We start from the raw sequence: 25,111 nt of genomic DNA on the forward strand, positions 1-25,111 counted from the left end.
CCGTCATTCCGGGCTCCGCTGCACGGCCCTGGAATGACGGGGCGCCTCAGGTCATCGCCGCACCGGACGGCTCCCCGGGTACGGTCCAGACCCGCATCGGCCGCGACAGGCCGCGCAGCTCGATCGTCCCGACCGGCTCCAGCGGCCGCGCGCAACGCTTAGCGAAGGCCTCCGAGACCAGCAGTTCGTGGCCGAGCACCGCGCACTGGCTCTCGATCCGGCTCGCCTCGTTCACCGCCCGCCCGATGATGGTGAAGTCGAGACGCCGCTCGGTCCCGACATTGCCGTAGATCACCGTCCCGAAATGCACGACGCATTCGGCCGCGAGTTCGGGCAGGCCCTCCGCGCGGCGGCGTGCATTGAGCGCCGCGTTGGCGGCGAGCCCTTCGGTCGCGGCCTCCAGGGCGTCGCCGCAGATCGCGCAGGGCAGGGCTTCGGCCTCGGGAATCGGGAAGATCGCCAGGAACCCGTCCCCGAGGAATTTCAGGATCTCGCCGCCGCGCCGCGCCACCGGGTCGCCGAGGGCGTCGAAATGCTCGTTGAGCCACGCGACCATGTCGGCCGGGTCGACCCGGTCGGCCAGAGCCGTGAAGCCGCGCAGATCCGTCAGCAGGATGGCCGCCGGCACGGCCCGTCCCTCGCCCCGCCGGATCTGGCCGTCGAGGACGCGCTCGGCGGTGGAGCGGCCGAGATAGGTCGCCGAGACTTCGCGGAACGTGTGGGCCAGCCCCATCTTGGCGATCGCCAGGGTCAGGAACGGCAGGACGCCGGCGATGGCGGACAGATGCGCGTCGGTGAAGCCGGCGGCCGCGCGGGTGCAGAACGAGACTGCGATGCCGCGCAACGCGGTGCCGGGGGCGAACGCGACGATGTGGAGCACGTAGTCGATGCCGCCCTGCGCCCCGAGGGCCTTCAGGACCGGGAAGTCGACCGCCAGTTCGGGCGCGTCGAGGCGCCAGCGGCCGAAGCTCTCGCCGCTCTCCGCCAGGGCGTAGACGGGGCTCAGGAGCCAGTCGCTCTCCTCGTCGGCGCCGTGGGCATTGGCCACGAAGGAGATACCCTCGCCCGCATGCCAGTTCAGGCTGACGCCGCGCAAGGTCGGGTCCAGGGCCGGGGCCATCACGCTGACGCGCCAGACGGGGATATCGGCCTCGACCAGGGCCTCGCAGAAGCCGGTCAGCAGGATGTCGTGATCGTCGGACGCCGTGGCGTGCTCGGCGATCCAGCGACCCAGATGCGTCAGGTCCATCCCTCAGGCTCGCCCTCTGCTCGTGCCGACCGTGGCGCGTGATCGCAAAGATCCGTTAACCTTTCCGCGCGAGGGTCGTGCCATGGTCGTGCGCCGCCGAGTCAGAATGGTCGTGTTGCCGCTGGGTCTCTGGACCCTGTCGGCCCTCGTCGTCGGCTATTTCGTGTGGCAGGCGGAGAGTGGCAACCGCGGCCTGGAAGCCAAGAAGGCGCTGAAGATCCGCGCCTACGGCCTGTCCCAGGAACTCGCCGCCGTGAAAGCCGAGCGCGCGATCTGGGAGCACCGGGTCACGCTCCTGAAGAGCGATCAGATCGACCGCGACCTCCTCGAGGAGCGCGCCCGGATCGTCCTGGGCCGGGTCCACGCCAACGACGTGGTCATCATCACGCCCTGAGCGTCGCCGCGCAGTATTTCCTTAGTCCCAAAGTGCCTCTGACAAGAGCGGCCTCCTGTCAGAGCGGCAGCCCTCGCTTTCCAACCGTCGCTGTCCTACACCCCCACGAAGTCGCGTGGAATCATGGGGAGTGCGCCGATGGATGCCGCCAAGGAGCCCGCCAAGGACGCCGCGTCCTCGGCTTCGCAGGCCGCGAGCCCTCAGGCCGGTAATCCTCAGGCCGCCGAGGCGCACAAGCCGGCGCCGAACATGCCGCAATTCACGCGGGACGAAGATCTCCACGCCTATCACGAGATGCTGCTGATCCGGCGCTTCGAGGAGAAGGCCGGCCAGCTCTACGGCATGGGCCTGATCGGCGGCTTCTGCCACCTCTATATCGGCCAGGAGGCCGTGGTGATCGGCATGCAGATGGCCTCGGTCGAGGGCGACCAGGTCATCACCGGCTACCGCGACCACGGCCACATGCTCGCCTGCGGCATGGACCCGAAGGGCGTCATGGCCGAGCTGACCGGCCGCCGCGGCGGCTACAGCCGCGGCAAGGGCGGCTCGATGCACATGTTCAGCCGCGAGAAGCAGTTCTTCGGCGGCCACGGCATCGTCGGCGCGCAGGTCTCGCTCGGCACCGGCCTCGCCTTCGCCGACCATTACCGGGAGAACGGCAAGGTCAGCCTGACCTACATGGGCGACGGTGCCGCCAACCAGGGCCAGGTCTACGAGAGCTTCAACATGGCCGCGCTCTGGAAGCTGCCGGTCGTGTACGTGATCGAGAACAACCGCTACGCCATGGGCACCTCGGTGGCCCGGGCCTCGGCGCAGACCGACTTCTCGAAGCGCGGCCTCTCCTTCGGCATCCCGGGCGAGCAGGTCGACGGCATGGACGTCCGCACCGTCCGCGAGGCCGCGACCCGGGCGATCGAGCACGCCCGAACCGGCCAGGGCCCGTACATCCTGGAGATGCAGACCTACCGCTATCGCGGCCACTCCATGTCCGATCCGGCCAAGTACCGGACCAAGGACGAAGTCTCGAAGATGCGCGACGAGCACGACCCGATCGAGATGGTGCGCAAGCGCCTGCTCGAGCTGCACGGCGTGCCGGAGGCCGATCTGAAGGCCACCGACGCCAAGGTCCGCGAGACGGTCAACGCCTCGGCCGAGTTCGCCACCAACGATCCCGAGCCGGATCCCTCCGAGCTGTGGACCGACATCCTCCTGGACGCGCACGCCTGAGCGCGGACGACAAAGCTGGCCGCCCCCCTAACGAAAAGACGACCGCAGAGCTGAGCATGGCGACCGACATCCTGATGCCCGCCCTCTCGCCCACCATGGAGGAGGGCAAGCTCGCCAAGTGGCTGAAGAAGGAGGGCGATCCGATCAAGTCCGGCGACGTGCTGGCCGAGATCGAGACCGACAAGGCCACCATGGAGGTGGAGGCCATCGGCGAAGGCGTCCTCGCCAAGATCCTGATCGCGGAGGGCACCGAGGGCGTCGCGGTCAACACGCCGATCGCCGTCATCGCCGGCGAGGGCGAGGATCCGGCGAGCGTCCAGTCGGGCGGCGGCGCCAAGCCCAACGGCGCCGGCGGCCATCCGGCCCCGACCCCCGACATGCAGGCCGAGGGCATGGCCGACAAGGCCGCTCCCGCCGCGAAGACCGGCGACGACGCCCCCAAGGCGCCGGCCGCGCCAGCGGTCATCACCAACAAGGCGCAAGAGCCGGTGATGGAGGAGTTCCCGGCCGACACGCCGATGGTCACCCAGACCGTCCGCGAGGCCCTGCGGGACGCCATGGCCGAGGAGATGCGCCGCGACGGCGACGTCTTCGTCATGGGCGAGGAGGTCGCCGAGTATCAGGGCGCCTACAAGGTCACCCAGAACCTGCTGCAGGAATTCGGGCCGAAGCGCGTGGTCGACACCCCGATCACCGAGCACGGCTTCGCGGGCATCGGCGTCGGCGCAGCGCTGGCCGGCCTGAAGCCGATCGTCGAGTTCATGACCTTCAACTTCGCCATGCAGGCGATCGACCACATCATCAACTCGGCGGCCAAGACCCTGTACATGTCCGGCGGCCAGCTCGGCTGCCCGATCGTGTTCCGCGGACCCAACGGCGCCGCCGCCCGCGTCGCCGCCCAGCACAGCCACGATTATTCCGCGTGGTACTCCAACGTACCGGGCCTCAAGGTGATCGCGCCCTACACAGCCTCCGACGCCAAGGGCCTGCTCAAGGCCGCGATCCGCGACCCGAACCCGATCATCTTCCTCGAGAACGAGATCCTGTACGGGCAGTCCTTCCCGGTGCCGAAGCTCGGCGACTTCGTTCTGCCGATCGGCAAGGCGAAGATCCACCGCACCGGCAGCGACGTGACGATCGTGTCCTTCGCCATCGGCATGACCTACGCCCTCAAGGCCGCGCAGGCGCTCGCCGAGCAGGGCATCGAGGCCGAGGTGATCGACCTGCGCACGATCCGCCCGATGGACACCGAGACGGTCGTGGAATCGGTGAAGAAGACCGGCCGCTGCATCACCGTGGAGGAGGGCTTCCCGCAATCCGGCGTCGGCGCCGAGATCGTGGCCCGTCTGATGGTCGATGCCTTCGACTTCCTGGACGCCCCGGTCCTGCGCATCACCGGCAAGGACGTGCCGATGCCCTACGCGGCCAACCTCGAGAAGCTCGCGCTCCCGACGGTGGCGGAGGTCGCCGAGGCCGCCAAGAGCGTCTGCTACAAGTGACCGGCGCGCGGGCGGGACACACGCTCCGCCCTCGTCCCGGCAGGGGTCAACGATAAGCCGGCGCGCCATGAGCAACGACTTCGCCGAACTCGCCATCCCGCCCGACGCTCTGGAACAGGGCGGCATCGAGGTGCTGCGCGCCGCCGTGGTGGATGGCGCGGTCAGCGTGGCGCTGCGCCGCTCCTTCGACGACCCGGCGACCTGGGGCCGACTGCTGATCGACCTCGCCCGGCAGGCGGCCCGCGCCTACGCGCTGGAGACCGACATGTCGGAGGAGGAGGCGCTGGAGCGCATCCGCGCCGGGTGGGAGGCCGAGGGGCTCGACCCCGGCGGCTTCAACTAGCGATGGCGGCCGACCATGGCTGAGGCGGTTCTCCGGCAGGCGACCTACGCGGATCTGGAGGCGGTGCCGGAGCATCGCGTCGCCGAGATCATCGACGGCGTGCTGGAGACGCATCCGCGGCCTAGGCCGCGGCATGCCGGCGCGGCTGTGCGGTTGGGGGGCGAGCTCGATCTCACCTTCAGCCGGGGACGCGGCGGTCCAGGGGGCTGGATTATCTTGATCGAGCCGGAGCTCCATCTCGGATCTCAGATCGTGGTGCCCGACCTCGCGGGCTGGCGCCGTACACGCATGCCCACCGAGCCCGAGGGCGCCTATATCGAGACTTCCCCCGACTGGGTCTGCGAGATCCTCTCGCCATCCACGACCAGCCTCGACCGGGGTCCGAAGCGCCGCATCTATGCCGAGGCCGGGATCGGCCATCTCTGGCTGCTCGATCCGGCGGCCGGCGTACTCGAAGGCTTCGCCCTCACGGACGGGCGCTGGGTGCTCCTCGCCACGATCCAGCGCGGCGAGACCGTGGCGCTGCCGCCCTTCGACGCCGTCCCGTTCCCCCTCGGCGACCTCTTCCCCTTCGACGATCCGGCCGCCCCGGCCTTGCCCGAGACCTGATGCCATGCCGATCAACGTGCTGATGCCCGCGCTCTCCCCGACGATGGAGAAGGGCAACCTCGCCAAGTGGCTCAAGAAGGAGGGCGACGCGATCAAGTCCGGCGACGTGCTGGCCGAGATCGAGACCGACAAGGCCACCATGGAGGTGGAGGCCATCGACGAGGGCGTCCTCGCCAAGATCCTCGTGCCCGAGGGCACCGCGGACGTGCCGGTCAACGACCTGATCGCGATCATCGCCGGCGAGGGCGAGGACCCGTCGAGCGTGCAGGCCGGCGGCACTGCGCCGAAGGCGGCCTCCAACGGCGAGGCCAAGGCCGAATCCAAGCCCGCGGCCGGCGCTTCGGCGGCCGACCAGAACACCACCCCCGGCGGCGGCCACATGTCGTACGAGCGGGTGAACGCCGCGCCGGAGGGCGCGCAGCCGAGCGGTGCCCCGCAAGGCGGCGCGCAGGCCGGATCGGGCGGCCGGGTCTTCGCCTCGCCGCTCGCCCGGCGGATTGCCAAGCAGGAGGGCGTCGATCTCGGCGCCGTCCAGGGCAGCGGCCCGCATGGCCGCATCATCGCCCGCGACGTCCAGGCCGCGAAGGCCTCCGGCGCCACCAAGGCGCCCGCCGCCGCGCAGCCCGCCGCCGAGGCGCCGAAGGCGGCTGCCCCCGCCCCGAAGACCGCACCCGCCGGCGGCGCGCCGGCCGGGCTCACGACCGATCAGGTCAAGGGCTTCTTCGCCAAGGATGCCTACGAGGAGGTCCCCCTCGACGGCATGCGCAAGACCATCGCCAAGCGCCTTACCGAGGCGATGCAGGTCGCCCCGCACTTCTACCTGACGGTGGATTGCGAGCTCGACGCGCTGATGAAGCTGCGCGAGACGCTGAACGGCTCGGCCGGCAAGGACAAGGACGGCAAGCCCGCCTTCAAGCTCTCGGTGAACGATTTCGTCATCAAGGCGATGGGCCTCGCGCTGACCCGCGTGCCCGCCGCCAACGCGGTCTGGGCCGAGGACCGGATCCTGCGCTTCAAGCACGCCGAGGTCGGCGTCGCGGTGGCGATCGACGGCGGCCTGTTCACCCCGGTGATCCGCCGGGCGGACGAGAAGACGCTCTCGACCATCTCCAACGAGATGAAGGATTTCGCCGCCCGGGCGCGTGCCAAGAAGCTGAAGCCCGAAGAGTACCAGGGCGGCGTCACCTCGGTGTCGAACCTCGGCATGTTCGGGATCAAGCACTTCACCGCGGTGATCAACCCGCCGCAATCGAGCATCCTGGCAGTGGGCGCGGGCGAAAAGCGCGTCGTCGTGAAGGACGGGGCGCCGGCCGTTGTCCAGGTGATGACCTGCACCCTGTCGTGCGACCACCGGGTGCTCGACGGGGCGCTCGGCGCGGAGCTGATCTCGGCCTTCAAGGGGCTGATCGAGAACCCGATGGGCATGCTGGTCTGAGGCAGGGCCTCTCCTCCCCCTTGTGGGGAGGAGTTGGAGTGGGGGTGGCGCAGAAGGCACCGGGACGCGCGATCCTGAACCACCCCCACCCCTGGCCCCTCCCCACAAGGGGGAGGGGAAAGTGCGTCGCAGAATTCCGAGGTGGGGGAAGGTGACAGGCACCGGTCAGAACACGCAATCCTGCTGCGATGTGCCGTGCTCCATGCTCACGATGAGCATGTCCTTATCAGCCACGTTCGACTGACCTGCCGCCCCATGCCCTGGAGTCAGCAGCCTCGGAGAACAGCCTCGCCCAGAGCGGCCGCGAACGCGAAGACGCTGCGGCGTTCGCTCACGGAGGCGGAAAAGCGGCTCTGGTGGCACCTGCGCCACCGCCTGCCGGTGGACGGCTCGCATTTCCGCAGGCAGGTCGCGCTCGGCCCTTACGTGGCGGATTTCTGCTGCCTGACGGCCCGGCTCATCGTCGAGGTCGACGGTGAGCAGCACAGCTTCGAGGCCAGCACGGCCTACGATGCCCGCCGGGATGCCTATCTTCGCTCCGAAGGCTTCCGCGTCCTGCGTTTCCCGAACCGCATGGTCCTGCGGGAGATCGACACCGTCCTCGACACGATCCACGCGGCCCTTGCCGCATCCAACGCGCCTCTTCCGGATTCAGCCGGCCAGGCGGAGCTACCCCCACCCCCAGCCCCCTCCCCACAAGGGGGAGAGGCGTTCGCGGAGAGGTAAATGTCCGACACCTACGACGTCCTCATCATCGGCGCCGGGCCCGGCGGCTACGTCACGGCGATCCGCGCGGCGCAGCTCGGCTTCAAGACCGCCGTGGTCGACCGCGAGCATCTCGGCGGAATCTGCCTGAACTGGGGCTGCATCCCCACCAAGGCCCTGCTCCGCTCGGCCGAGATCTTTCACTACTTCCAGCACCCCGGCGATTACGGGCTGACGGCCGACAAGGTCGGGTTCGACACGGCCGCCATCGTCAAGCGCTCCCGCGGCGTCTCGGCCCGGCTCAACGGCGGCGTCGGCATGCTGCTCAAGAAGAACAAGGTCGACGTGATCTGGGGCGAGGCGGCGGTCGACAGCGTCGCGAAGGGCAACCAGCCCGGCCAGGTCACCGTGAAGGAGACCAAGCGCGCCGAGCCGCCGAAGGGCGCCAAGGGCGCCGGCACCTACCAGGCCAAGCACATCATCGTGGCGACCGGCGCGCGCCCCCGCGCCATCCCCGGGATCGAGCCCGACAAGAAGCTGATCTGGACCTACTACGAGGCCATGGTCCCCGAGACGATGCCCAAGAGCCTGCTGGTGATGGGCTCGGGCGCCATCGGCATCGAGTTCGCCTCGTTCTACCGCACCATGGGCGCCGAGGTGACCGTGGTGGAGCTGCTGCCGCAGATCCTGCCCGTGGAGGATGCCGAGATCGCCGGCCTCGCCCGCAAGCGGTTCGAGAAGCAGGGCATCAAGATCCTCACCGGCGCCAAGGTCACGAAGGTCGAGAAGGGCGCGAACTCCATCACGGCGACCATCGAGGGCGGCGATGGAAAGTCACAAACCATCACCGCGGAAAAACTGATCTCGGCGGTGGGCGTGGTCGGCAACATCGAGAATATCGGCCTCGAAAAGCTCGGGGTGAAGATCGACCGCGGGATCGTGGTGACGGACGGGCTCGGCCGCACCAACGTGCCCGGCCTCTACGCGATCGGCGACGTCGCCGGCCCGCCGATGCTCGCCCACAAGGCCGAGCACGAGGGGGTCATCTGCATCGAGACCATCAAGGGCCTGCACACCCACCCGATGGACAAGGCCAAGATCCCGGGCTGCACCTATTGCCAGCCGCAGATCGCCAGCGTCGGGCTGACCGAGGCCAAGGCCAAGGAGCAGGGGTTTGCCGTGAAGGTCGGCCGCTTCCCCTTCGCGGGCAACGGCAAGGCGATCGCCCTCGGCGAGCCGGACGGGCTGATCAAGACCGTGTTCGACGCCAAGACCGGCCAGCTGCTCGGCGCCCACATGGTCGGCGCCGAGGTGACCGAGCTGATCCAGGGCTATGTGGTGGCGATGAACCTGGAGAGCACCGAGGAGGAGCTGATGCACACGGTGTTCCCGCACCCGACGCTCAGCGAGATGATGCACGAGAGCGTGCTCGATGCGTATGGGAAGGTGATCCATACGTAGTCGGGATCTGTGCGTCTGCGGCCATACTCGGCCGCAGCGCCGTTCTCAGCCGCCGACCGCCTCCACCGGCTCCGCCTGCTCCGGTGACGGCACGTAGGCACACCATTCGCAGATGCCCTGCTCGGCGCCGCGCTGCGCATTGCGCTGCGAGCAGAGCGGGCAGACGAGCAGGATCAGCCGCGTACCGGACCTCAGTGCCAGGCCGCGGCCCCGGAACGTGACTGCGGTTGCCCCGTCGTCCGAAGGCCGCTCGCGGGCCCAGGCGCTCACGAGACTACCTCGCAGGCTGACGGGCCAACCGAAATCCTGTCCCCGACTTCCATCTGCATGGTGACGCCCCCCAGCGTTCCGGCCAAGCTGGCCGTGCCAGGATAAGCCCCGAGCCGGCGAATGGCTCCGCTTCCGGCTGTGCATGAGCCTGGGATGCGCGCGGGCCCGATCGCCCGTATGAGTCGCGCTCACGCAGAGCGGGAACGAGGCGGGATCCGATGCAGGGCGAACACGGCGCGGCGGCCTCCGGCCTGCCCACCTATGCCGACGTGGCGCGCGCGGCCGAGCGCATCGCGGGGGCCGCGCACCGGACGCCGGTGCTCACCTCCCGCACCGCCGACGCGATGACCGGCGCGAAACTGTTCTTCAAGGCCGAGAACCTGCAGCGGGCCGGGGCCTTCAAGTTCCGCGGGGCCTACAACGCCATCAGCGCGCTGCCGGAGGCGGAGCGCGCCCGCGGGGTGATCACCTTCTCGTCGGGCAACCACGCCCAGGCGGTCGCCCTGGCCTGCCGCCTGCTCGGCGCCCCGGCCACGATCATCATGCCGGAGGACGCGCCGGCGGCGAAGATCGAGGGCACCCGCGGCTACGGCGCCGAGGTGATCCTGTACGACCGCTACAGCCAGGACCGCGAGGCGCTCGGCCGGTCGATCGCGGGGCCCCGCGGCCTGACGCTGATCCCGCCGTTCAACCATCCCGACGTCATCGCCGGGCAGGGGACCCTGGCGCAGGAGCTGATCGAGACCGTGGGCGAACTCGACGTGCTGGTGGCCTGCCTCGGCGGCGGCGGCCAGCTCGCGGGCTGCGCCCTCGCCGCCGCGGAATTGTCCCCGGGCTGCCGGGTGATCGGCGTCGAGCCCGAGGCCGGCAATGACGGCCAGCGCTCGTTCCGGGAGGGGCAGGTGGTGACGATCCCGGTGCCCCGCACCATCGCCGACGGCGCGCAGTCGACGGCGCTGGGCGACCTCACCTTCGCGATCATCCGCGCGCACGTCGCCGACATCGTCACGGTCTCGGACGCCCAGCTCGCCGAGGCCATGCGGTTCTTCGCGAGCCGGATGAAGATCGTGGTCGAGCCGACCGGCTGCCTCGCCGCGGCGGCGGTGCTCAACGGGCTGGTGGATGTCCGGGGCAAGCGGGTCGGGGTGGTGATCAGCGGCGGCAACGTCGATCTCGCAACCTTCGCGCAGCTCACCGCCGGGGCCGCCTGAGGCGCGTCGCGTCGGCACGCGACAGCCGCGCATCGTCCCGGATGACGCGCAAGTCCCCTCTCCCGGGCGGTCTTCGGGTTTGACAGGCGCGCGCGGCCGCTCCTCCAATGTCATTCCGGGGCCGCGCAGCGGAGCCCGGAATCCAGATCCGCTGTCGGAGCAAGTTCTGGGCGCGTCGGCGTGTCCGGATTGCCCGCCTCCGGCGTGCCCCTCCGGTTCCGGGCGCGCCCGCGGCGCTCCGGAACGACGGCGCAGACGCGTCATCCGGAGCGTCCACACGGGCGCGCCGCGCGCGCAGACGCCGAATGCCGGGCGGGTGTGACCCGGGCGCGGTGGACCGGCCTCAAACCAATGCTTATCTTGTGAGCGTCAGAATGCACGTCCCCGGGCCTTGAACCCGGATGGGCGGGAGGGTGACGATGTCGACTGGGTTCAAGGTTCTCTCGCTGACCGATCGGGCCGCCGATCGGATCAAGGCGATCATGGCGGAGGCCGACCGGCCGATCGCCGGGCTCCGCGTCGGCGTCCGCAACGGCGGCTGCGCCGGCATGTCCTACACGATGGAATATGCCGAGGCGGTCAAGCCCGGTGAGGACGTGGTCGAGGATCGCGGCGTGCGCGTCTTCGTCGACCCGAAGGCGGTGCTGTTCCTGCTCGGCACCGAGATGGATTTCACGACCAATAAGCTGGCGTCGCAATTCGTCTTCAACAATCCGAACCAGACTTCGGCTTGCGGCTGCGGCGAATCGGTGGCGATCACGCCGGTCTCGGCCGACCGGGTGCCGGCCCGGGCCTGACGGCCCGCTGTTCAGGCCACCTGGGACAGCGCCTCGGCCGTGTCGTCCACGGCCCGGTTGCGCCCGCCACGCTTGGCGGCGAACATGCAGAGATCGGCCCGCTCCATCAGCGAGGCCGGCGTGTCGCCCTGGCGGTACACCGCGATCCCCAGCGACACGGTGACCTTGCCGAGCGACTCGCCCGTGGAGCGCTTGACCAGTTCGCGCCCCATCACGCTGGTGCGGACGGTCTCGGCCACCTGACGCGCCGCGGCGCGGTCCGTCCCCGGCAGCACGATACCGAATTCCTCGCCGCCGAACCGGGCGAGATGCGCGTCCTTGCCGGCATTCTCCCGCATCACGATCGCGACGAGCCGCAAGACCTGATCGCCCGTGAGATGGCCGTACAGGTCGTTGAAGCGCTTGAAGAAGTCGATATCGAGGATGATCAGGCTCATCGGGACGGCGCGCCCGCGGGCGGCCTCCAGGGTCGCCTTCAGGGTCTCCTCGAAATGCTTGCGGTTCGACAGGCCGGTCAGCGCGTCGGTGAGGCTCTCCAGCCGGGTCGCCTCGAGCTTCTCGCGCAGGGTCTCGATCTCGCTGCGGGTCTCGCGCATGCGCGCCTCGAGAACCCGGTTGTTGACCGCCACCTCGCGGGTCGTGGACACCAACGTCGAGACGATCTCGCCGAGCCGGGCCCGGTTGGGCAGGCCTTGCGCCAGATCCTGCGCCAGGCCGCGCAGGGATTCGCCGTACTGGGCCGTGGACCCGAGCGACAGGTCGAGGATCTCCGTGATGGCGGCGATCTCGCTCAGCACGACGCGGCTGATCTCGCCGGTGGCGCTCGCCAGCCGGCGCCCGTCCAGATAGCTCTCGTGCAGATCGTCGATGTCGGCCTCGGTGAGGCAGCCGTTCTGCGCGGTGAGCCGCTTCACCGCGTCGCTTAGCAGCGGAAGCTCCCCCGACACGTAGGCGTACCAGACCGCGTAGGCGCGCGGCGTCGCGGAGGGGCCATAATCACGGATCAGGTCGTGAGTCCGCTTCGCCAGGGCGAAGCTCCGGTCCCGATCCGAATAGGTCTCCTGGCTCATCCGTGTCCTGCCGCCTCGGACGGCCGATGCTCCGATGCATCGCCGCCCAAGACTGGTCTAAGACAGCTTGGTAGCTGGACAGTTAAGCCCGAAAAGAATCCTGTTACTTGTCCTTCTTCGCCAGGACTGGTCGAAGAAGGAAAGCCGGAACATGCGAACCCAATCCGATGGGCGTCTCGCCCTCGGACTCATTCCGGCGCCCGCGCTCCTCGCGCACGGGTTCGCGGCGGGGCTCGGGCCGCGGTGTCTCGATGCGCGGAGCGGCCGCCGCGCCGCGTCCGCCGCGGGCCTTGGGCTTGTCCGAGGCCTCGCCGGCGCTCCGCCCTCCGGCCTTGGCCGTGCGCCCGCCGCGGCGGCTGTCGCCCGAACGGCCGCGGTGGCGCGTGCCGGTCTCGGAGGCGGTCTCAGCCACCGTCGACAGGTCGCCATCGAGCCAGGGGATCGGCTGACCGATCAGCGCCTCGATCGCCCCGAGCGAGCGGGAATCTTCCGGGGACACGAGGGTGTAGGCCGTGCCGGCGCGGCCGGCGCGGCCGGTGCGGCCGATCCGGTGGACGTAATCCTCCGGATGGTGCGGCACGTCGAAGTTGAAGACGTGGCTGACCGCCGGGATGTCGAGGCCCCGGGCCGCGACGTCGCTGGCGACCAGCAGAGCGGTGTCACCGTTGCGGAACGCGTCGAGGGCGGTGGTGCGCGCGCGCTGATCCATGTCGCCGTGCAGAGCGGCGGCGTCGAAGCCGTGGCTCACCAGGGATTTCTGGAGCAGGGCGACATCGCGCTTGCGATTGCAGAAGATGATCCCGTTGTTGAGCTCACCCTCGCCGCGGATCAGGTCCCGCAGGCGCTCGCGCTTGGCATGGCCCTCCGAGCCGGTGGCGACCAGGCGCTGGGTGATCGTGGTCGCGGTGGAGGCGGGCCGGGCGACCTCGACCCGCTGCGGGTTGTGCAGGAACATGTCGGCCAGCCGCTCGATCTCCGGCGGCATGGTCGCGGAGAAGAACAGCGTCTGCCGGGTGAACGGCACCATCTTCACGATGCGCTCGATATCCGGGATGAACCCCATGTCGAGCATGCGGTCCGCCTCGTCGATCACCAGAAGCTCGACGCCGGTGAGCAGCAGCTTGCCGCGCTCGAAATGGTCGAGGAGGCGGCCCGGCGTCGCGATCAGCACGTCGGTGCCGCGCATCAGCTTGGCATCCTGATCGGCGAAGGACACGCCGCCGATGATCAGCGCCACGTTGAGCTTGTGATTGGTGCCGTAGCGGTCGAAGTTCTCAACCACCTGGGCGGCCAGCTCGCGCGTCGGCTCCAGGATCAGCGTGCGCGGCATCCGGGCCCGGGCGCGGCCGTTCTCCAGAAGCGTCAGCATCGGCAGCGTGAAGGCTGCGGTCTTGCCGGTTCCGGTCTGCGCGATGCCGAGGACGTCGCGGCGCGCCAGCACATGGGGGATGGCTTCGGCCTGAATCGGCGTCGGCTCGGTGTAACCCGCCGTCTCGACGGCGTTCAGGACTTTCTCGCTCAGTCCCAGGTCGGAAAAAGGCATCTGCAATCAGGAACCGTTGCGCGCCCGGCCGGCGCGATGGACATCGTCGCGGCAACGGCTGGGTAAGGCACGCGCGGGACGCTCGGATGCTCCCGGGGCCGCGGGGCGCATGCTTTCTGTCAGTTAGGGCCTTGGCGCGGCTTGTCAATCTCGCAATGCGCACCAAGACGCCGCGGCGCACAAGCGATCAGGGCCTGAGGCGATCGGCGGCGGGCCTCTGGCAGGGGTCCAGGCGCGTGACCGCGGCGGCCCCGGCGGCAATTATCGCGCCGGTCGTCTCAGGGTCGGCGAGCACCTGACGTCCGTCGAGGGCGGCCCAGGCAGGGGCCGGGCTCGGTTGATTCACACGGGCCAGGTACGAGATGGCGGCGATTGCCGAGAGGCCGGCGACCCCCGAGATCCGCAGCGCCCAGCCGAGCGGGCTCGCCGGCCGATCGGGTCTGAGCCGATCAGCCCCTGCGGGTGCCAAGTCGCCGCCCGCTTCGACCCGAGTCCGACGCCTGCCGAACGGCTTCGCGTCCCGCGCGTCGCGGATGTACATGGCCAAACCCTCACCGGCCGATACGCCGGCCCCGGACCATCGGGCAACACGGTTAACCACCGCCTTACGCCGGGACGTCGGCCGCTTGGCAGATGTGCCGAAATAAAACGCCGGCCCGACGGCCTCTCTCCACGGCGGCGGACAATGTCGAACCCGGTGCCTGCGATCGGGCGCGCATCGGGTCCACAAGTTCCGGACAATCGTCTGGGCCTTTTCGACGGTCTATGCCGCCAGTGGCGAGACGAAAGGCGCCTGTGCTGCGGGATACGGGGCGTTAGTCTTCATCTTTCGTTGACGCGATCAGGCTAGTCTGAGGATGCTTGTTGCAGGAAAGCGACAGACACGCCATCCCAGAGCGCCTCGCAGGCCGCCGGCTCAAGCCAAACCAGGACCCACGACACCATGAAGAAGCTCCTCCTCGCATCCACCGTGCTGGCCGGCATGACGGCTGCCGCGTCCGCGGCCGATCTGCCGCGCCGCGCCGCGCCGCCGCCGGTGTTCACGCCGGTGCCGGTCTTCACCTGGACCGGCTTCTACGTCGGTGTGAACGCCGGCTACGGCTTCGACGCCAACAGCCGCAACACCACCAACTACGCGCTGCCGGCCGGCTCGCTGATCAACTCGCCCGGCACCGCCGGCGTCGTCAGCGTCAACAACCGCAGCAACAACGACGGCTTCTCGGGCGGCGCCCAGATCGGCTACAACTACCAGTTCACGCCGGGCTCGGGTGTCGTGATCGGCTTCGAGGCCGACGCCCAGTACGTCGACTTCGCCCGCCGCGCCAATGCCACCCAGAACTACGCCTTCACCGGCAACACCGGCCTCGCCTTCCTCCCGCCGCGCGCCTTCGTCGCCACCAGCGGCAACGGCCTCGACTACTTCGGCACCGTCCGCGGCCGTCTCGGCTACGCCTTCGACCGGACCCTCGTGTACGGCACCGGCGGCTTCGCCTACGGCTCGGGCCAGGACGATCAGAACTTCTCCGGCAACCGCTTCCGCGACAGCTTCCGCACCGGCTACGCGGTCGGCGGCGGCATCGAGTACGCCCTCCCGACCGACTCGTTCCTGAACTTCTTCCGCTCGTCCGCCGTGACGCTGAAGGTCGAAGGCCTGTACGTGAACCTCGACCGCCAGAAGAACACCGCCGGCGGCGTGTTCTACGGCAACCTGCTGGCCCCGAACGGCACCGCCTACCTCAACGGCGCGGCTGCCAACACGGAGTTCGCCGTGGTCCGCGCCGGCCTGAACTACAAGTTCGGCTCGTACTAAGATCAGGGTGCAGAGCCGGCACGACCGGCTCCGCGCAACGGAAGGGCCCGGCCGCAAGGCCGGGCCCTTCCGCGTTTCGAGCGGCCCACCTAGCGGCCCGGGTGCGACAGGGACGGCCGGAACCGCGCGGGCCGCCCGCGATTGAGACGGCGGCGCCCCCCGGGCAACCAGCGACGGGACCCCGTGACGGACCGGGCGCACCGGAGCGATCAGCCATGCGAAGCCCAATCCTTCTCCTGTCGCTCGCCGCCCTCGCTCTGGCGGGCACATCTGCGGCCGCGCAGGACGCTACCGTGATCGGCAAGAATACGGTCCTGCCGGGCACGGGGCCGGGCACCTCGACGGACGGTGAGGGCGTCGGGCGGCTGACGGAGGCGGCGAGCGCCGAGGACGCCGCCAAGCGTCGGGGACTCAAGCCCGCCGCCTTCCTGAGCACCAAGATGATCGGCGTGGCCGTACGCAACGCCGCGGGCGACAGCGTCGGCAAGATCGAGGACCTCCTGATCACCGACGGCGGCCTGCTCCGGGCGGTGGTGATCGATGTCGGCGGCTTCCTCGGACTGGGCAGCAAGCTGATCGCGGTGGAGCCGGGCGCCCTTGTGCTGCGGCCCGGCGGTGACCGGTACGCCGCGGTCCTCAACATGAGCAAGGACACGGTGGCGGCCGCCCAGCCCTTCGACCCCGCGAAGGTGATCCCGGCGCCCCGATAAGCCGCGACCGAAGCCCGTGACCCAACGACCGACGCGGCCAAGCCGCGTCGGTGCGACAACGTCAGATGTCGAGGTCGGCGCCCTCGGCGAAGGCCGCGCGCTCGCTGATGAAGGCGAAGCGCGCCTCGGGCTTGTTGCCCATCAGGCGCTCGACCGTGTCGCCGGTCGATTCCCGGGCCTCGTCCAGGACCGCGACGCGCAGCAGCGTGCGCTTCTTCGGGTCCATGGTGGTCTCCTTGAGCTGCGCCGGCATCATCTCGCCGAGGCCCTTGAACCGCCCGATCTCGACCTTGCCGCCCTTGAACACCGTCTTGATGATCCGCTCGCGATCCGCGTCGTCCCGAGCGTACGCGACCTTCGAGCCCTGCTGCAGCCGGTAGAGCGGCGGGATCGCGAGGTAGAGGTGGCCGCGGTCGATCAGCCTCGGCATCTGGCGGTAGAAGAAGGTGATCAGCAGCGAGGCGATGTGGGCGCCGTCGACGTCGGCGTCCGTCATGATGATCACCTTGTCGTAGCGGAGATCCGTCTCGCGGAAGGCCGCGCCGGTGCCGCAGCCGAGCGCCAGGGTGAGATCCGAGATCAGCTGGTTGGCGCCGAGCTTGTCGCGCGAGGCCGAGGCGACGTTCAGGATCTTGCCGCGCAGCGGCAGGATCGCCTGGGTCGCCCGGTCGCGGGCCTGCTTGGCGGAGCCGCCGGCCGAGTCGCCCTCGGCGATGAAGATCTCCGAGCCCGCGGTGCCGGCCGCCGAGCAATCGGCGAGCTTGCCGGGCAGGCGGAGCTTGCGGGTCGCGCTCTTGCGGGCGACCTCCTTCTCCTGGCGGCGGCGCAGGCGCTCCTCGGCCCGGTCGATCACCCAGTCGAGCACCTTGTTGGCCTGGGCCGGGGAGGCGGCGAGCCAATGGTCGAAGGCGTCGCGCACCGCCGTCTCGGCGATGCGCTGGGCCTCCACGGTGGCGAGCTTGTCCTTGGTCTGGCCCTGGAACTCGGGCTCGCGGATGAACACCGAGAGCATCGACGCGCAGGTCGCCATGACGTCGTCGGTAGTGACCGCCGTCATGCGCTTGGCCTGGTTCACCCGCTCGGCATGCTCGCGCAAGCCCCGGAGCAGCGCGACGCGCAGGCCGGCCTCGTGGGTGCCGCCCTCGGGCGTCGGGATGGTGTTGCAGTAGGAGTGCGAGAACCCGTCCTCGGCGACCATCCAGGCCACCGCCCATTCGAGCGACCCGTGCGAGCCCGGCTTGGTGATCTTGCCGGAGAACATGGCGTCGGTGACGAGCTCCTTGCCGTCGATGTCCCGGGCGAGATAGTCGCGCAACCCGTCGGGGAAGCGATGCACGGCTTCCGCAGGCACATCCGCCAGCCCTTCGAGGAGGGCAGGGGCGCAGCGCCAGCGGATCTCGACGCCGCCGAACAGGTAGGCCTTCGAGCGCGCCATCTTGAACAGGCGGCGCGGGTCGAACTTCAGCGATCCGAAAATCTGGGCATCGGGATGGAAGCGGACCCGGGTGCCGCGGCGGTTCTGGACCCGGCCGACCAGCTCCAAGGCCCCCTGCGCATGACCGCGCGAGAAGGTCTGGCGGTAGAGGGTCTGGTTGCGCGCCACCTCGACCTCGAGCAGGTCGGAGAGCGCGTTCACCACCGAGATGCCGACGCCGTGCAGGCCGCCCGAGGTTTCGTAGACCTTCGAGTCGAACTTACCGCCGGCGTGCAGCGTGGTCATGATGACCTCGAGCGCCGACTTGCCGGGGAATTTCGGGTGCGGGTCGACCGGGATGCCGCGGCCGTTGTCGGTGACCACGAGGGCGCCGGATTCCTCCAGCTCGACCTCGATGAAGCTGGCATGGCCGGCGACCGCCTCGTCCATCGAGTTGTCGATCACCTCGGCGAAGAGGTGGTGCAGGGCCCGCTCGTCGGTGCCGCCGATATACATGCCGGGCCGGCGCCGGACCGGCTCCAGGCCTTCCAGCACCTCGATGTCGGAGGCGGTGTAGCCGCCCTCCGGCTCGGCGGCCGCGAGCGTCGCCACGGAGGCCGAGGCGTCCAGGCGCCGCCGCGGCTCGGGCGGCCGGGCGGCCGGGCCCTTGCCCGGCCCGAACAGGTCCCGCGCCGGATCGCTCACGCGCGGCCTCCGCGGGCGCGGCGCATCGGCCGGCTCGACTTCGCGCAGACGGGTCTTGGGTCGTGGAGCATGCGCCTTCATCCCCGCATGATAGCGGAACAAACCGTAAACATCAAAGCCGTTCGCCCTCCGGCGACGCGCGCGCATCATCGCATGCTGCGCTGCCGCGAGCGAGGGCCGGAACGGCGCCGATGCCTGGACCGGCAGGGCCGTCTGTCATCACGACGTTGCACAACAATGGGTTAAGGCTTTCTCGTGACCGCCCCGTCCGGCTTCCACAGCCTGCACCGGAACAGAACGGGACAATCGACGTTGATGGCGGAGATAATCTTGACCGTGGTCAGGGAGCCGCAGTCCATGAGCGACGCCGCGATCGAGGCTCGCCGCCTCACGTTGATCCGCTTCGAGCACGCGGCCGGCGCCGCCTTCGGTTGCGATGACGATGCGGCCGGCGTGCCGCCCGCCCGCGCGCTGGTCAACGCCACCACGATCACCTTGGCGACCTTCGCGACCGCGGTCGCGGCGACGATCACCTACCTGGTCTGATCCCGATCGCTGAGTGCAGCCTGCGGTGAGGGGGCGGCAACGCTGCCTCTGCCGCACCCACGTCGTTGCAAGCGGAGCGAAGCAACCCAGTCGGCGCCACGCCCGACAGCCTCGGGGCGCCCGGGATTGCTTCGCTCCGCTTGCAAGGACCGGGCCTTTCGGCCCCGTCAGCGGGCCCTCTCAGCCCGCGCTCGACTTCTTCGCAGCCGCCTTCTTGGCCGCCGGCTTCTTGGCGGCGGTCTTCTTCGCCGCCGGCTTGTCGCCGCTCGCCTTGCGCGCCGAACTCTTCCGGACCGCCCCGCGCTTGGCCGGCTTGCCACCGCCTGCGGCGCGCTTGGCATTCACCAGGGCGATCGCCTCGTCCAGCGTCAACGCCTCGGCGGCCATCGTCTTCGGCAGCGTGGCGTTCACCTCGCCGTCCGTGACGTAAGGGCCGTACTTGCCGGCCTTGACCACGAGGTCGCGCCCGCTCGTCTCATCCTTGCCGAGCGGCCGGCCCGGATCGGCAGCCGGGCGACCGCGCCCGCCGCCCTGTTCCTTGGCGACGATCAGGTCGATGGCGCGGTTGCCGCCGATCTCTAGCACGTCGTCGTCCTTGCCGAGATTGGCGTAGGTCTTCCCATGCTGCACGTAGGGCCCGAACCGGCCGAGATTGGCCAGGATCGGCTCGCCGGTCTCAGGGTGGCGCGCCACCTCGCGGGGCAGCGACAGCAGCGCCAGCGCCTTGTTCAGATCCACATCCGAGGGGCTGAGCCCCTTCGGCAGCGACGAGCGCTTCGGCTTCTCGGCGCCCTTCTCGGTGGAGGCCTCGCCGAGCTGCAGGAACGGCCCGAACCGGCCGTCGCGCAGCGTCACCGGCAGGCCGGTCGCGGGATCGTCGCCCAGCACGCGCACGCCCGGCTGACCGCCCTCGGCCGAGGAGCCGTCACCCTCGCCATCGACGCCAGAGGCCGAGAGCTGGCGGGTGTACTTGCACTCCGGGTAGTTCGAGCAGCCGATGAAGGCGCCGAACTTGCCGAGCTTCAGCGACAGCTGGCCGGAGCCGCAGGTCGGGCAGGTGCGCGGGTTCGAGCCGTCGCCCTTGTCGGGGAAGATGTGCGGGCCGAGCAGGCCGTTCAGCGCCTCCAGCACGTCGGTGACGCGCAGCTCCTTGGTCTCGCCGATCGCCGCCGAGAAGTCGCGCCAGAAGTCGCGCAGCACCGCCCGCCAGTCGATCTCGGCGTTGGAGACGCGGTCGAGCTGCTCCTCCAGATCGGCGGTGAAGTCGTACTCGACGTAGCGCCTGAAGAAGCTCTCGAGGAAGCCCGTGACGAGCCGCCCCTTATCCTCCGGCTGCAGCCGCTTTTTTTCGATTTTTACGTATTCGCGATCCCGAAGAGTCTGCAGCACGGCCGCGTAGGTCGAGGGTCTGCCGATGCCGAGCTCCTCCATGCGCTTCACGAGGCTCGCCTCGGAGTAGCGCGGCGGCGGCTCGGTGAAGTGCTGGGTCGAGCTGATCCGCTCGCGCTTGAGCGGGTCGCCGGCCTTCATCGGCGGCAGGCGGCGGCTCTCCTCGTCCTCCTCGTCGTCCTTGCCTTCCTGATAGAGGGCGAGGAAGCCATCGAACTTCACCACCTGCCCGGTGGCGCGCAGGTCGATGGTTCGCGGTCCGACCTTGGCGGTGACATCGACGGTGGTCCGCTCCAGCTCGGCCGATTCCATCTGGCTCGCCATGGTGCGGGTCCAGATCAGCTCGTAGAGCCGGGCCTGCTCGGGTTCGAGGTGGCGCGCCACCGTCTTGGGCAGGCGGCCCATGTCGGTGGGGCGCACCGCCTCGTGGGCCTCCTGGGCGTTCTTGGCCTTGACGCTGTACTTGCGCGGCACGTCCGGCACGTAGCGGTCGCCGAACTCCTTGCCGATCACCCGGCGGGCGTCCTGGATCGCCTCCGGCGCCATGTCGACGCCGTCGGTCCGCATGTAGGTGATGATGCCGACCGTCTCGCCGCCGATATCGACGCCCTCGTAGAGGCGCTGAGCGACCCGCATGGTCTGGGCCGGCGCCATCCCGAGTTTTCGCGAGGCCTCCTGCTGGAGGGTCGAGGTGGTGAAGGGCGGCTGCGGGTGGCGCTTGGCGGGCTTCGCCTCGACGCTCGCCACCTGGAAGGTCGCGAGTTCGAGGTCGCGCTTGAAGGCGGCGGCTTCCTCGCCGGTTCCGACGTCGAGGCGCTGGATGCGCTTGCCGTCGGCGCCCACGAGCCGGGCCTCGAAGGTCGCGCCGTCGGCGGTCGTCAGCGTGGCGATGAGCGTCCAGTACTCGCGCGGCTTGAACCGCTCGATCTCCATCTCGCGCTCGACGACGAGGCGGAGCGCCACCGACTGCACGCGCCCGGCCGAGCGGGCGCCCGGCAGCTTGCGCCACAGGACCGGCGAGAGGTTGAAGCCCACGAGGTAGTCGAGCGCCCGGCGCGCCAGGTAGGCGTCGACCAGCGCCTGGTCGATCTCCCGCGGCTTGCGCATCGCCTGCTCGACCGACGCCTTGGTGATGGCGTTGAAGGTCACGCGCTCGACCGGGATGCCCTTGAGCGCCTTGCGGGCGGTGAGCGCCTCCAGCACGTGCCAGGAGATCGCCTCGCCCTCGCGATCCGGGTCGGTGGCGAGGATCAGCTTGTCGGCGCCCTTGACCGCCTTGGCGATCTCCGAGACCCGGCTCGCCCCGCGGTCGGCCAGTTCCCAGACCATGTGGAAGTCCTGCTCGGGATCCACCGAGCCGTCCTTGGGCGGCAGGTCGCGGATATGCCCGAAGGAGGCAATGACTTCATAGTCGCGGCCGAGATACTTATTGATCGTCTTGGCTTTGGCCGGCGACTCGACGACGACGACTTTCATTCAGACCTCTGCCCCTGACGGGGCCTGGGCTCGACGGACGAATTCTGTTCGTAATTCGCGTGGGACGTATGCCCGCCGTCGGGCCGGGGCCGCGCGCCGGGCACAAGTGGGTCACGGGCGGCGGGTTGTCAAATGGCGGGGCGTTTGGCCGAGCCGGCGTCTCAGATCCCCGCGTACCATTCGTAGCCGCGGTCCTCCCAGTAGCCGCCGCTGCCCTGGCCGATCCCGGCGAGCGACTCCACCATCTCGACCCGCATCACGTACTTGGCCTGCTTGTAGCCGAGCTGGCGTTCGACCCGCAGGCGCAGGGGCGCCCCGTTCGAGACCGGCAGCGGCTTGCCGTTGAGGTCGTAGGCCAGGATCGTCTGCGGGTTGACGGCGTCGTAGAGGTCGATGCTCTCGTAGTAGCGGATCGGGATGCGCTTATCTTCGGGCTCCGGGGCCGGGCTGCCCTGGCCCCAATCGTCCTTGGGCGTGTCGGTTGCAGTGGGCGCGCCGCCCCAATCCTCAGCGGCGGCGAGCTGGATGTAGGCGTCGCGCACCGCGCCCGGATGGCCGGGCCGCAGCAGCGCCGCCCCGTCCTGGCTCCCGGCATATTCCAGCGTGTCGGCGCAGTGGAACACCGCGTAGCGCGCCTGCGGCTTCAGCCCGGCCTTCTTCAGCACCTCGGCGAGCGGCACGCCGCTCCACTGCCCGATGCAGCTCCAGCCCTCCACGCAATCGTGACGGGTGATCTGGGTGCGAGTGGGCAGGGCGCGCAGGTCCGCGAGGCTGAGCGCGAGCGGCGTCTGGACCAGCCCGTCCACCGTCAGCTTGAAGTCCGAGAATTTCTGCGCGGCCAGCGCCCGGTAGGCGCGGTCCGGCGGTTCGATGGTCCCGTTCGGCTTGAACCAGGGCGAGATCATCGAGGCCGGAAATTCCCGGGCCAGGGTCGTGGGGGACATCAGCAGGCGCTGAACGTAGGCGTTCGCATCCTCGCCGACCTTGAGGGTGCGCTGCCCCGTCTCGCTCCCGGCGAACCGGTCGCAGGCGCCGAGGAGGGCGGTGCCCATCAGGCCCGCGCCCGCGGTGAGGAGCTTGCGGCGGTGGAGGATCATCGTGCGGTCTCCCGGTCTCGGCCGAGGCTGAACCAGCCGGTGATCATGCCGCGCATGTTGTTGACGAGCCCGGACACGATCACGAGCAGCACGTGGACCACCACGAACAGCACGATCAGCCCGGCGGCGACGAAGTGGACGCTGCGCGCCGATTGCCGGCCGCCGAACAGCTCGGTCAGCCAGGGCCAGGCGGCGTCCATCCCGGGCGACATGGCGAGGCCGGCCAGCACCATCGCGGGCAGCAGGCCGAGCACGAGGACGAGGTAGGTCAGCTTCTGGATGACGTTGTAGCGCTTGGCCTCGGTGCCCTCGGGGAAGCGCAGGAGCAGGTGCTCCTTCACGGAGCCGCCGAAGTCGCGGATCTGGTCGCCGTCCGGGATCAGCCGGCGGCGGAGCTGGCCTGAGACCAGGCCGTAGAGCAGGTAGACCGCGCCGTTGATCACGAGGAGCCACGCGAACAGGAAGTGCCAGCGCCGTCCGGTCGCGAGGTCCTGGCTGGCCGGCAGCGTCGCCCAGGCCGGGAAGGCACGCTCCACCTCGGTGCCGCTCTCCTTCGACAAGCCGAGCACGCCGGTCGTGTCGAGGGTGTGGGAGCCGACCGTCACGACGCCGCGGCTCGTGCCGTCGCGGCCCTGCTCGCTGGTGATGGCGAGGGCCGGATTGTCGAAGGTCGAGGTCGCGCCCCAGTAGAGCGCCGGATGCGCGTTGAAGATCTGCAGGCCGCTCATCAGCAGCACCAGCAGGGCCGCGGCGTTGATCCAGTGCGCCAGCCGGATCACCAGCGGGTGGCGGTAGAACCAGCGGCGCCCCTGGCGGTCGACGGTCTCGGGGGCTTCGAGGGCAGGGGAGGCGGCCAAGCGTCTGGATCCCGGGCGTGCGGCGCGGGGCCGGGATCCGTATGCTTCCCGACCGTTCGGGCGGATACGTGGGGCAGGGGCGTCCGGTTACCATCGGCCGGAAAAAAGGCCGCAGCCGCCTTTTCCCTCCCCCTTGTGGGGAGGGGTCAGGGGTGGGGGTGGTTCAGAAGGCACCGCTGCGCTTGATCCTGAACCACCCTGACCTCCGGCTCTTCCCCCTTGTAGGGAGGAGAGCGCGTCGTGAGGGAACCGGTGACCGCCGAACAGCCTTGCCGGGACGGCCCGCCGCACCTACACCCGGGCCTCATCATGACGACGCCCGCGCCCCCGGCCTTCCCGCACCGGCACCTCCTCGGCATCGAGGGCCTGACCCGGCCCGATATCGAGGGGCTGCTCGACGCCGCCGAATCCGCCGTGGACATCTCGCGGCAGGTGGAGAAGAAGCGCACGACCCTGCGGGGCCGCACGCAGATCAACCTGTTCTTCGAGCCCTCGACGCGGACGCAATCGTCCTTCGAGCTCGCCGGCAAGCGGCTGGGCGCCGACGTGATGAACATGTCGGTGGCCTCGTCCTCGGTGAAGAAGGGCGAGACCCTGATCGACACCGCCGCGACGCTCAACGCCATGCGGCCCGACATCATCGTGGTCCGCCACGAATCGGCCGGCGCCGTGCACCTGCTCGCCCGCAAGGTCGACTGCGCGGTGGTCAATGCCGGCGACGGCGCCCACGAGCACCCGACCCAGGCGCTTCTCGACGCCCTCACCATCCGCCGCAACAAGGGCCGGATCGAGGGCCTGCAGGTGGCGATCTGCGGCGACGTCCTGCACTCGCGGGTGGCGCGCTCCAACATCATCCTGCTGCAGGCGATGGGCGCACGGGTCCGCCTGATCGCGCCCTCGACGCTGCTGCCCGCCGGGATCGAGCGCTTCGGCGTCGAGACCTTCACGGACATGCGGAAGGGTCTCGTCGGCTGCGACATCGTGATGATGCTGCGCCTGCAGCGGGAGCGCATGAACGGCTCGTTCGTGCCCTCCGTGAAGGAGTATTTCCGCTATTTCGGCCTCGACGGCGAGAAGCTGGCGCTCGCCAAGCCCGACGCGCTGGTGATGCATCCCGGGCCGATGAACCGCGGCGTCGAGATCTCCTCCGAGATCGCTGACGGGGCGCAGTCGCTGATCCGCGAGCAGGTCGAGATGGGCGTGGCCGTCCGCATGGCCGTGCTGGAGGCGCTCGCCCGGCACCTACCGAACGGGTGAGGCCCGGACAAAGCCGGGCGGCCTTCACCCGCCCCGC

22 protein-coding genes are annotated in these 25,111 nt (G+C 69.8%); 14 read left to right on the forward strand and 8 right to left on the reverse strand.

The genetic code is table 11. The features are described from left to right. Window positions 1-46 precede the first annotated feature (46 nt). The gene (locus tag M6G65_RS03935; RefSeq protein ID WP_238198908.1) at window positions 47-1,249 is read right to left on the reverse strand and encodes an adenylate/guanylate cyclase domain-containing protein; all 1,203 of its coding nucleotides are present in this window, start codon (window positions 1,247-1,249) and stop codon (window positions 47-49) included. An 82-nt stretch (window positions 1,250-1,331) separates the two neighbouring features. Between M6G65_RS03935 and M6G65_RS03940 the strand changes: the two genes are divergently transcribed. From M6G65_RS03940 to lpdA, 8 genes are all read left to right on the forward strand, one after another. Then, the gene (locus M6G65_RS03940; protein ID WP_238198907.1) at window positions 1,332-1,643 is read left to right on the forward strand and encodes an FtsB family cell division protein; all 312 of its coding nucleotides are present in this window, start codon (window positions 1,332-1,334) and stop codon (window positions 1,641-1,643) included. Between the two features lie 138 nt (window positions 1,644-1,781). Continuing rightward, entirely contained in the window at window positions 1,782-2,870 is a 1,089-nt protein-coding gene (gene pdhA, locus M6G65_RS03945) for a pyruvate dehydrogenase (acetyl-transferring) E1 component subunit alpha (RefSeq protein WP_192711004.1), read from the forward strand. Between the two features lie 56 nt (window positions 2,871-2,926). Further along, window positions 2,927-4,369 carry a pyruvate dehydrogenase complex E1 component subunit beta gene (locus tag M6G65_RS03950; protein ID WP_250103598.1) on the forward strand — a complete coding sequence of 481 codons (1,443 nt, stop codon included), beginning with the start codon at window positions 2,927-2,929 and terminating at the stop codon, window positions 4,367-4,369. Window positions 4,370-4,436: 67 nt separating this feature from the next. Next, window positions 4,437-4,712 carry a DUF5076 domain-containing protein gene (locus tag M6G65_RS03955; RefSeq protein WP_238198905.1) on the forward strand — a complete coding sequence of 92 codons (276 nt, stop codon included), beginning with the start codon at window positions 4,437-4,439 and terminating at the stop codon, window positions 4,710-4,712. Window positions 4,713-4,727: 15 nt separating this feature from the next. Further along, complete coding sequence (locus M6G65_RS03960) at window positions 4,728-5,321, forward strand: Uma2 family endonuclease (RefSeq protein WP_250103599.1); 594 nt, start codon at window positions 4,728-4,730, stop codon at window positions 5,319-5,321. Between the two features lie 4 nt (window positions 5,322-5,325). Beyond that, window positions 5,326-6,756: a pyruvate dehydrogenase complex dihydrolipoamide acetyltransferase gene (locus M6G65_RS03965; protein ID WP_238198903.1), complete on the forward strand. Its 1,431-nt coding sequence runs from the start codon at window positions 5,326-5,328 to the stop codon at window positions 6,754-6,756. Window positions 6,757-7,011: 255 nt separating this feature from the next. Then, complete coding sequence (locus M6G65_RS03970) at window positions 7,012-7,482, forward strand: endonuclease domain-containing protein (RefSeq protein WP_238198902.1); 471 nt, start codon at window positions 7,012-7,014, stop codon at window positions 7,480-7,482. After that, entirely contained in the window at window positions 7,483-8,922 is a 1,440-nt protein-coding gene (gene lpdA / locus M6G65_RS03975) for a dihydrolipoyl dehydrogenase (RefSeq protein WP_238198901.1), read from the forward strand. A gap of 45 nt (window positions 8,923-8,967) precedes the next feature. Here the strand turns inward: lpdA and M6G65_RS03980 are convergent, their stop codons facing one another. Beyond that, window positions 8,968-9,192, reverse strand: coding sequence for a hypothetical protein (locus tag M6G65_RS03980; RefSeq protein WP_238198900.1), 225 nt, complete (start codon window positions 9,190-9,192; stop codon window positions 8,968-8,970). Between the two features lie 218 nt (window positions 9,193-9,410). On the opposite strand from M6G65_RS03980, the gene M6G65_RS03985 reads away from it, so the two are divergent. Next, window positions 9,411-10,403 (forward strand): threo-3-hydroxy-L-aspartate ammonia-lyase, encoded by a 993-nt coding sequence (locus M6G65_RS03985; RefSeq protein WP_250103600.1) that lies wholly within the window; start codon window positions 9,411-9,413, stop codon window positions 10,401-10,403. A 419-nt stretch (window positions 10,404-10,822) separates the two neighbouring features. Continuing rightward, on the forward strand, window positions 10,823-11,200 hold the full coding sequence (locus M6G65_RS03990; RefSeq protein WP_238198898.1) for a HesB/IscA family protein: 378 nt from the start codon (window positions 10,823-10,825) through the stop codon (window positions 11,198-11,200). A gap of 11 nt (window positions 11,201-11,211) precedes the next feature. Here the strand turns inward: M6G65_RS03990 and M6G65_RS03995 are convergent, their stop codons facing one another. Beyond that, entirely contained in the window at window positions 11,212-12,270 is a 1,059-nt protein-coding gene (locus M6G65_RS03995; RefSeq protein WP_238198897.1) for a GGDEF domain-containing protein, read from the reverse strand. A 103-nt stretch (window positions 12,271-12,373) separates the two neighbouring features. Beyond that, complete coding sequence (locus M6G65_RS04000) at window positions 12,374-13,813, reverse strand: DEAD/DEAH box helicase (RefSeq protein WP_238198895.1); 1,440 nt, start codon at window positions 13,811-13,813, stop codon at window positions 12,374-12,376. Between the two features lie 943 nt (window positions 13,814-14,756). Between M6G65_RS04000 and M6G65_RS04005 the strand changes: the two genes are divergently transcribed. After that, window positions 14,757-15,623 carry an outer membrane protein gene (locus M6G65_RS04005; RefSeq protein ID WP_238198893.1) on the forward strand — a complete coding sequence of 289 codons (867 nt, stop codon included), beginning with the start codon at window positions 14,757-14,759 and terminating at the stop codon, window positions 15,621-15,623. 215 nt (window positions 15,624-15,838) lie between these two features. Beyond that, a complete protein-coding gene (locus M6G65_RS04010) occupies window positions 15,839-16,333 on the forward strand; it encodes a PRC-barrel domain-containing protein (protein WP_238198892.1) in 495 nt (164 codons plus the stop codon). 61 nt (window positions 16,334-16,394) lie between these two features. Here the strand turns inward: M6G65_RS04010 and parE are convergent, their stop codons facing one another. Further along, window positions 16,395-18,452, reverse strand: coding sequence for a DNA topoisomerase IV subunit B (parE, locus tag M6G65_RS04015; protein WP_250103601.1), 2,058 nt, complete (start codon window positions 18,450-18,452; stop codon window positions 16,395-16,397). Window positions 18,453-18,809: 357 nt separating this feature from the next. Between parE and M6G65_RS04020 the strand changes: the two genes are divergently transcribed. Further along, complete coding sequence (locus tag M6G65_RS04020; RefSeq protein WP_238198890.1) at window positions 18,810-18,998, forward strand: hypothetical protein; 189 nt, start codon at window positions 18,810-18,812, stop codon at window positions 18,996-18,998. A 180-nt stretch (window positions 18,999-19,178) separates the two neighbouring features. Here the strand turns inward: M6G65_RS04020 and topA are convergent, their stop codons facing one another. From topA to M6G65_RS04035, 3 genes are all read right to left on the reverse strand, one after another. Continuing rightward, entirely contained in the window at window positions 19,179-21,863 is a 2,685-nt protein-coding gene (gene topA, locus M6G65_RS04025) for a type I DNA topoisomerase (RefSeq protein WP_238198889.1), read from the reverse strand. 161 nt (window positions 21,864-22,024) lie between these two features. Continuing rightward, window positions 22,025-22,960, reverse strand: a complete 936-nt coding sequence (locus M6G65_RS04030) for a molybdopterin-dependent oxidoreductase (protein WP_238198888.1) — start codon at window positions 22,958-22,960, stop codon at window positions 22,025-22,027. After that, window positions 22,957-23,817, reverse strand: a complete 861-nt coding sequence (locus M6G65_RS04035) for a cytochrome b/b6 domain-containing protein (protein WP_238198886.1) — start codon at window positions 23,815-23,817, stop codon at window positions 22,957-22,959. Before M6G65_RS04035 ends, M6G65_RS04030 begins: the two co-directional genes overlap by 4 nt. Window positions 23,818-24,126: 309 nt before the next feature. On the opposite strand from M6G65_RS04035, the gene M6G65_RS04040 reads away from it, so the two are divergent. Next, entirely contained in the window at window positions 24,127-25,074 is a 948-nt protein-coding gene (locus M6G65_RS04040) for an aspartate carbamoyltransferase catalytic subunit (RefSeq protein WP_238198944.1), read from the forward strand. Window positions 25,075-25,111: the final 37 nt, after the last annotated feature.

The sequence above is a fragment of the Methylobacterium tardum genome (genome assembly GCF_023546765.1).
Lineage (GTDB): Bacteria > Pseudomonadota > Alphaproteobacteria > Rhizobiales > Beijerinckiaceae > Methylobacterium > Methylobacterium tardum.

Excerpts from the sequence above, each read along its gene's own strand:
- topA (WP_238198889.1), bottom strand. The coding sequence starts at position 21,863 with ATGAAAGTCGTCGTCGTCGAGTCGCCGGCCAAAGCCAAGACGATCAAT.
- M6G65_RS03960 (WP_250103599.1), top strand. The coding sequence starts at position 4,728 with ATGGCTGAGGCGGTTCTCCGGCAGGCGACCTACGCGGATCTGGAGGCG.
- M6G65_RS03995 (WP_238198897.1), bottom strand. The coding sequence starts at position 12,270 with ATGAGCCAGGAGACCTATTCGGATCGGGACCGGAGCTTCGCCCTGGCG.
- M6G65_RS04040 (WP_238198944.1), top strand. The coding sequence starts at position 24,127 with ATGACGACGCCCGCGCCCCCGGCCTTCCCGCACCGGCACCTCCTCGGC.
- M6G65_RS04010 (WP_238198892.1), top strand. The coding sequence starts at position 15,839 with ATGCGAAGCCCAATCCTTCTCCTGTCGCTCGCCGCCCTCGCTCTGGCG.
- M6G65_RS03970 (WP_238198902.1), top strand. The coding sequence starts at position 7,012 with ATGCCCTGGAGTCAGCAGCCTCGGAGAACAGCCTCGCCCAGAGCGGCC.
- M6G65_RS03940 (WP_238198907.1), top strand. The coding sequence starts at position 1,332 with ATGGTCGTGCGCCGCCGAGTCAGAATGGTCGTGTTGCCGCTGGGTCTC.
- M6G65_RS03990 (WP_238198898.1), top strand. The coding sequence starts at position 10,823 with ATGTCGACTGGGTTCAAGGTTCTCTCGCTGACCGATCGGGCCGCCGAT.
- M6G65_RS04000 (WP_238198895.1), bottom strand. The coding sequence starts at position 13,813 with ATGCCTTTTTCCGACCTGGGACTGAGCGAGAAAGTCCTGAACGCCGTC.
- M6G65_RS03950 (WP_250103598.1), top strand. The coding sequence starts at position 2,927 with ATGGCGACCGACATCCTGATGCCCGCCCTCTCGCCCACCATGGAGGAG.
- M6G65_RS04030 (WP_238198888.1), bottom strand. The coding sequence starts at position 22,960 with ATGATCCTCCACCGCCGCAAGCTCCTCACCGCGGGCGCGGGCCTGATG.
- pdhA (WP_192711004.1), top strand. The coding sequence starts at position 1,782 with ATGGATGCCGCCAAGGAGCCCGCCAAGGACGCCGCGTCCTCGGCTTCG.
- M6G65_RS03935 (WP_238198908.1), bottom strand. The coding sequence starts at position 1,249 with ATGGACCTGACGCATCTGGGTCGCTGGATCGCCGAGCACGCCACGGCG.
- M6G65_RS04005 (WP_238198893.1), top strand. The coding sequence starts at position 14,757 with ATGAAGAAGCTCCTCCTCGCATCCACCGTGCTGGCCGGCATGACGGCT.
- M6G65_RS03985 (WP_250103600.1), top strand. The coding sequence starts at position 9,411 with ATGCAGGGCGAACACGGCGCGGCGGCCTCCGGCCTGCCCACCTATGCC.
- M6G65_RS03965 (WP_238198903.1), top strand. The coding sequence starts at position 5,326 with ATGCCGATCAACGTGCTGATGCCCGCGCTCTCCCCGACGATGGAGAAG.
- lpdA (WP_238198901.1), top strand. The coding sequence starts at position 7,483 with ATGTCCGACACCTACGACGTCCTCATCATCGGCGCCGGGCCCGGCGGC.
- M6G65_RS04020 (WP_238198890.1), top strand. The coding sequence starts at position 18,810 with ATGAGCGACGCCGCGATCGAGGCTCGCCGCCTCACGTTGATCCGCTTC.
- M6G65_RS03955 (WP_238198905.1), top strand. The coding sequence starts at position 4,437 with ATGAGCAACGACTTCGCCGAACTCGCCATCCCGCCCGACGCTCTGGAA.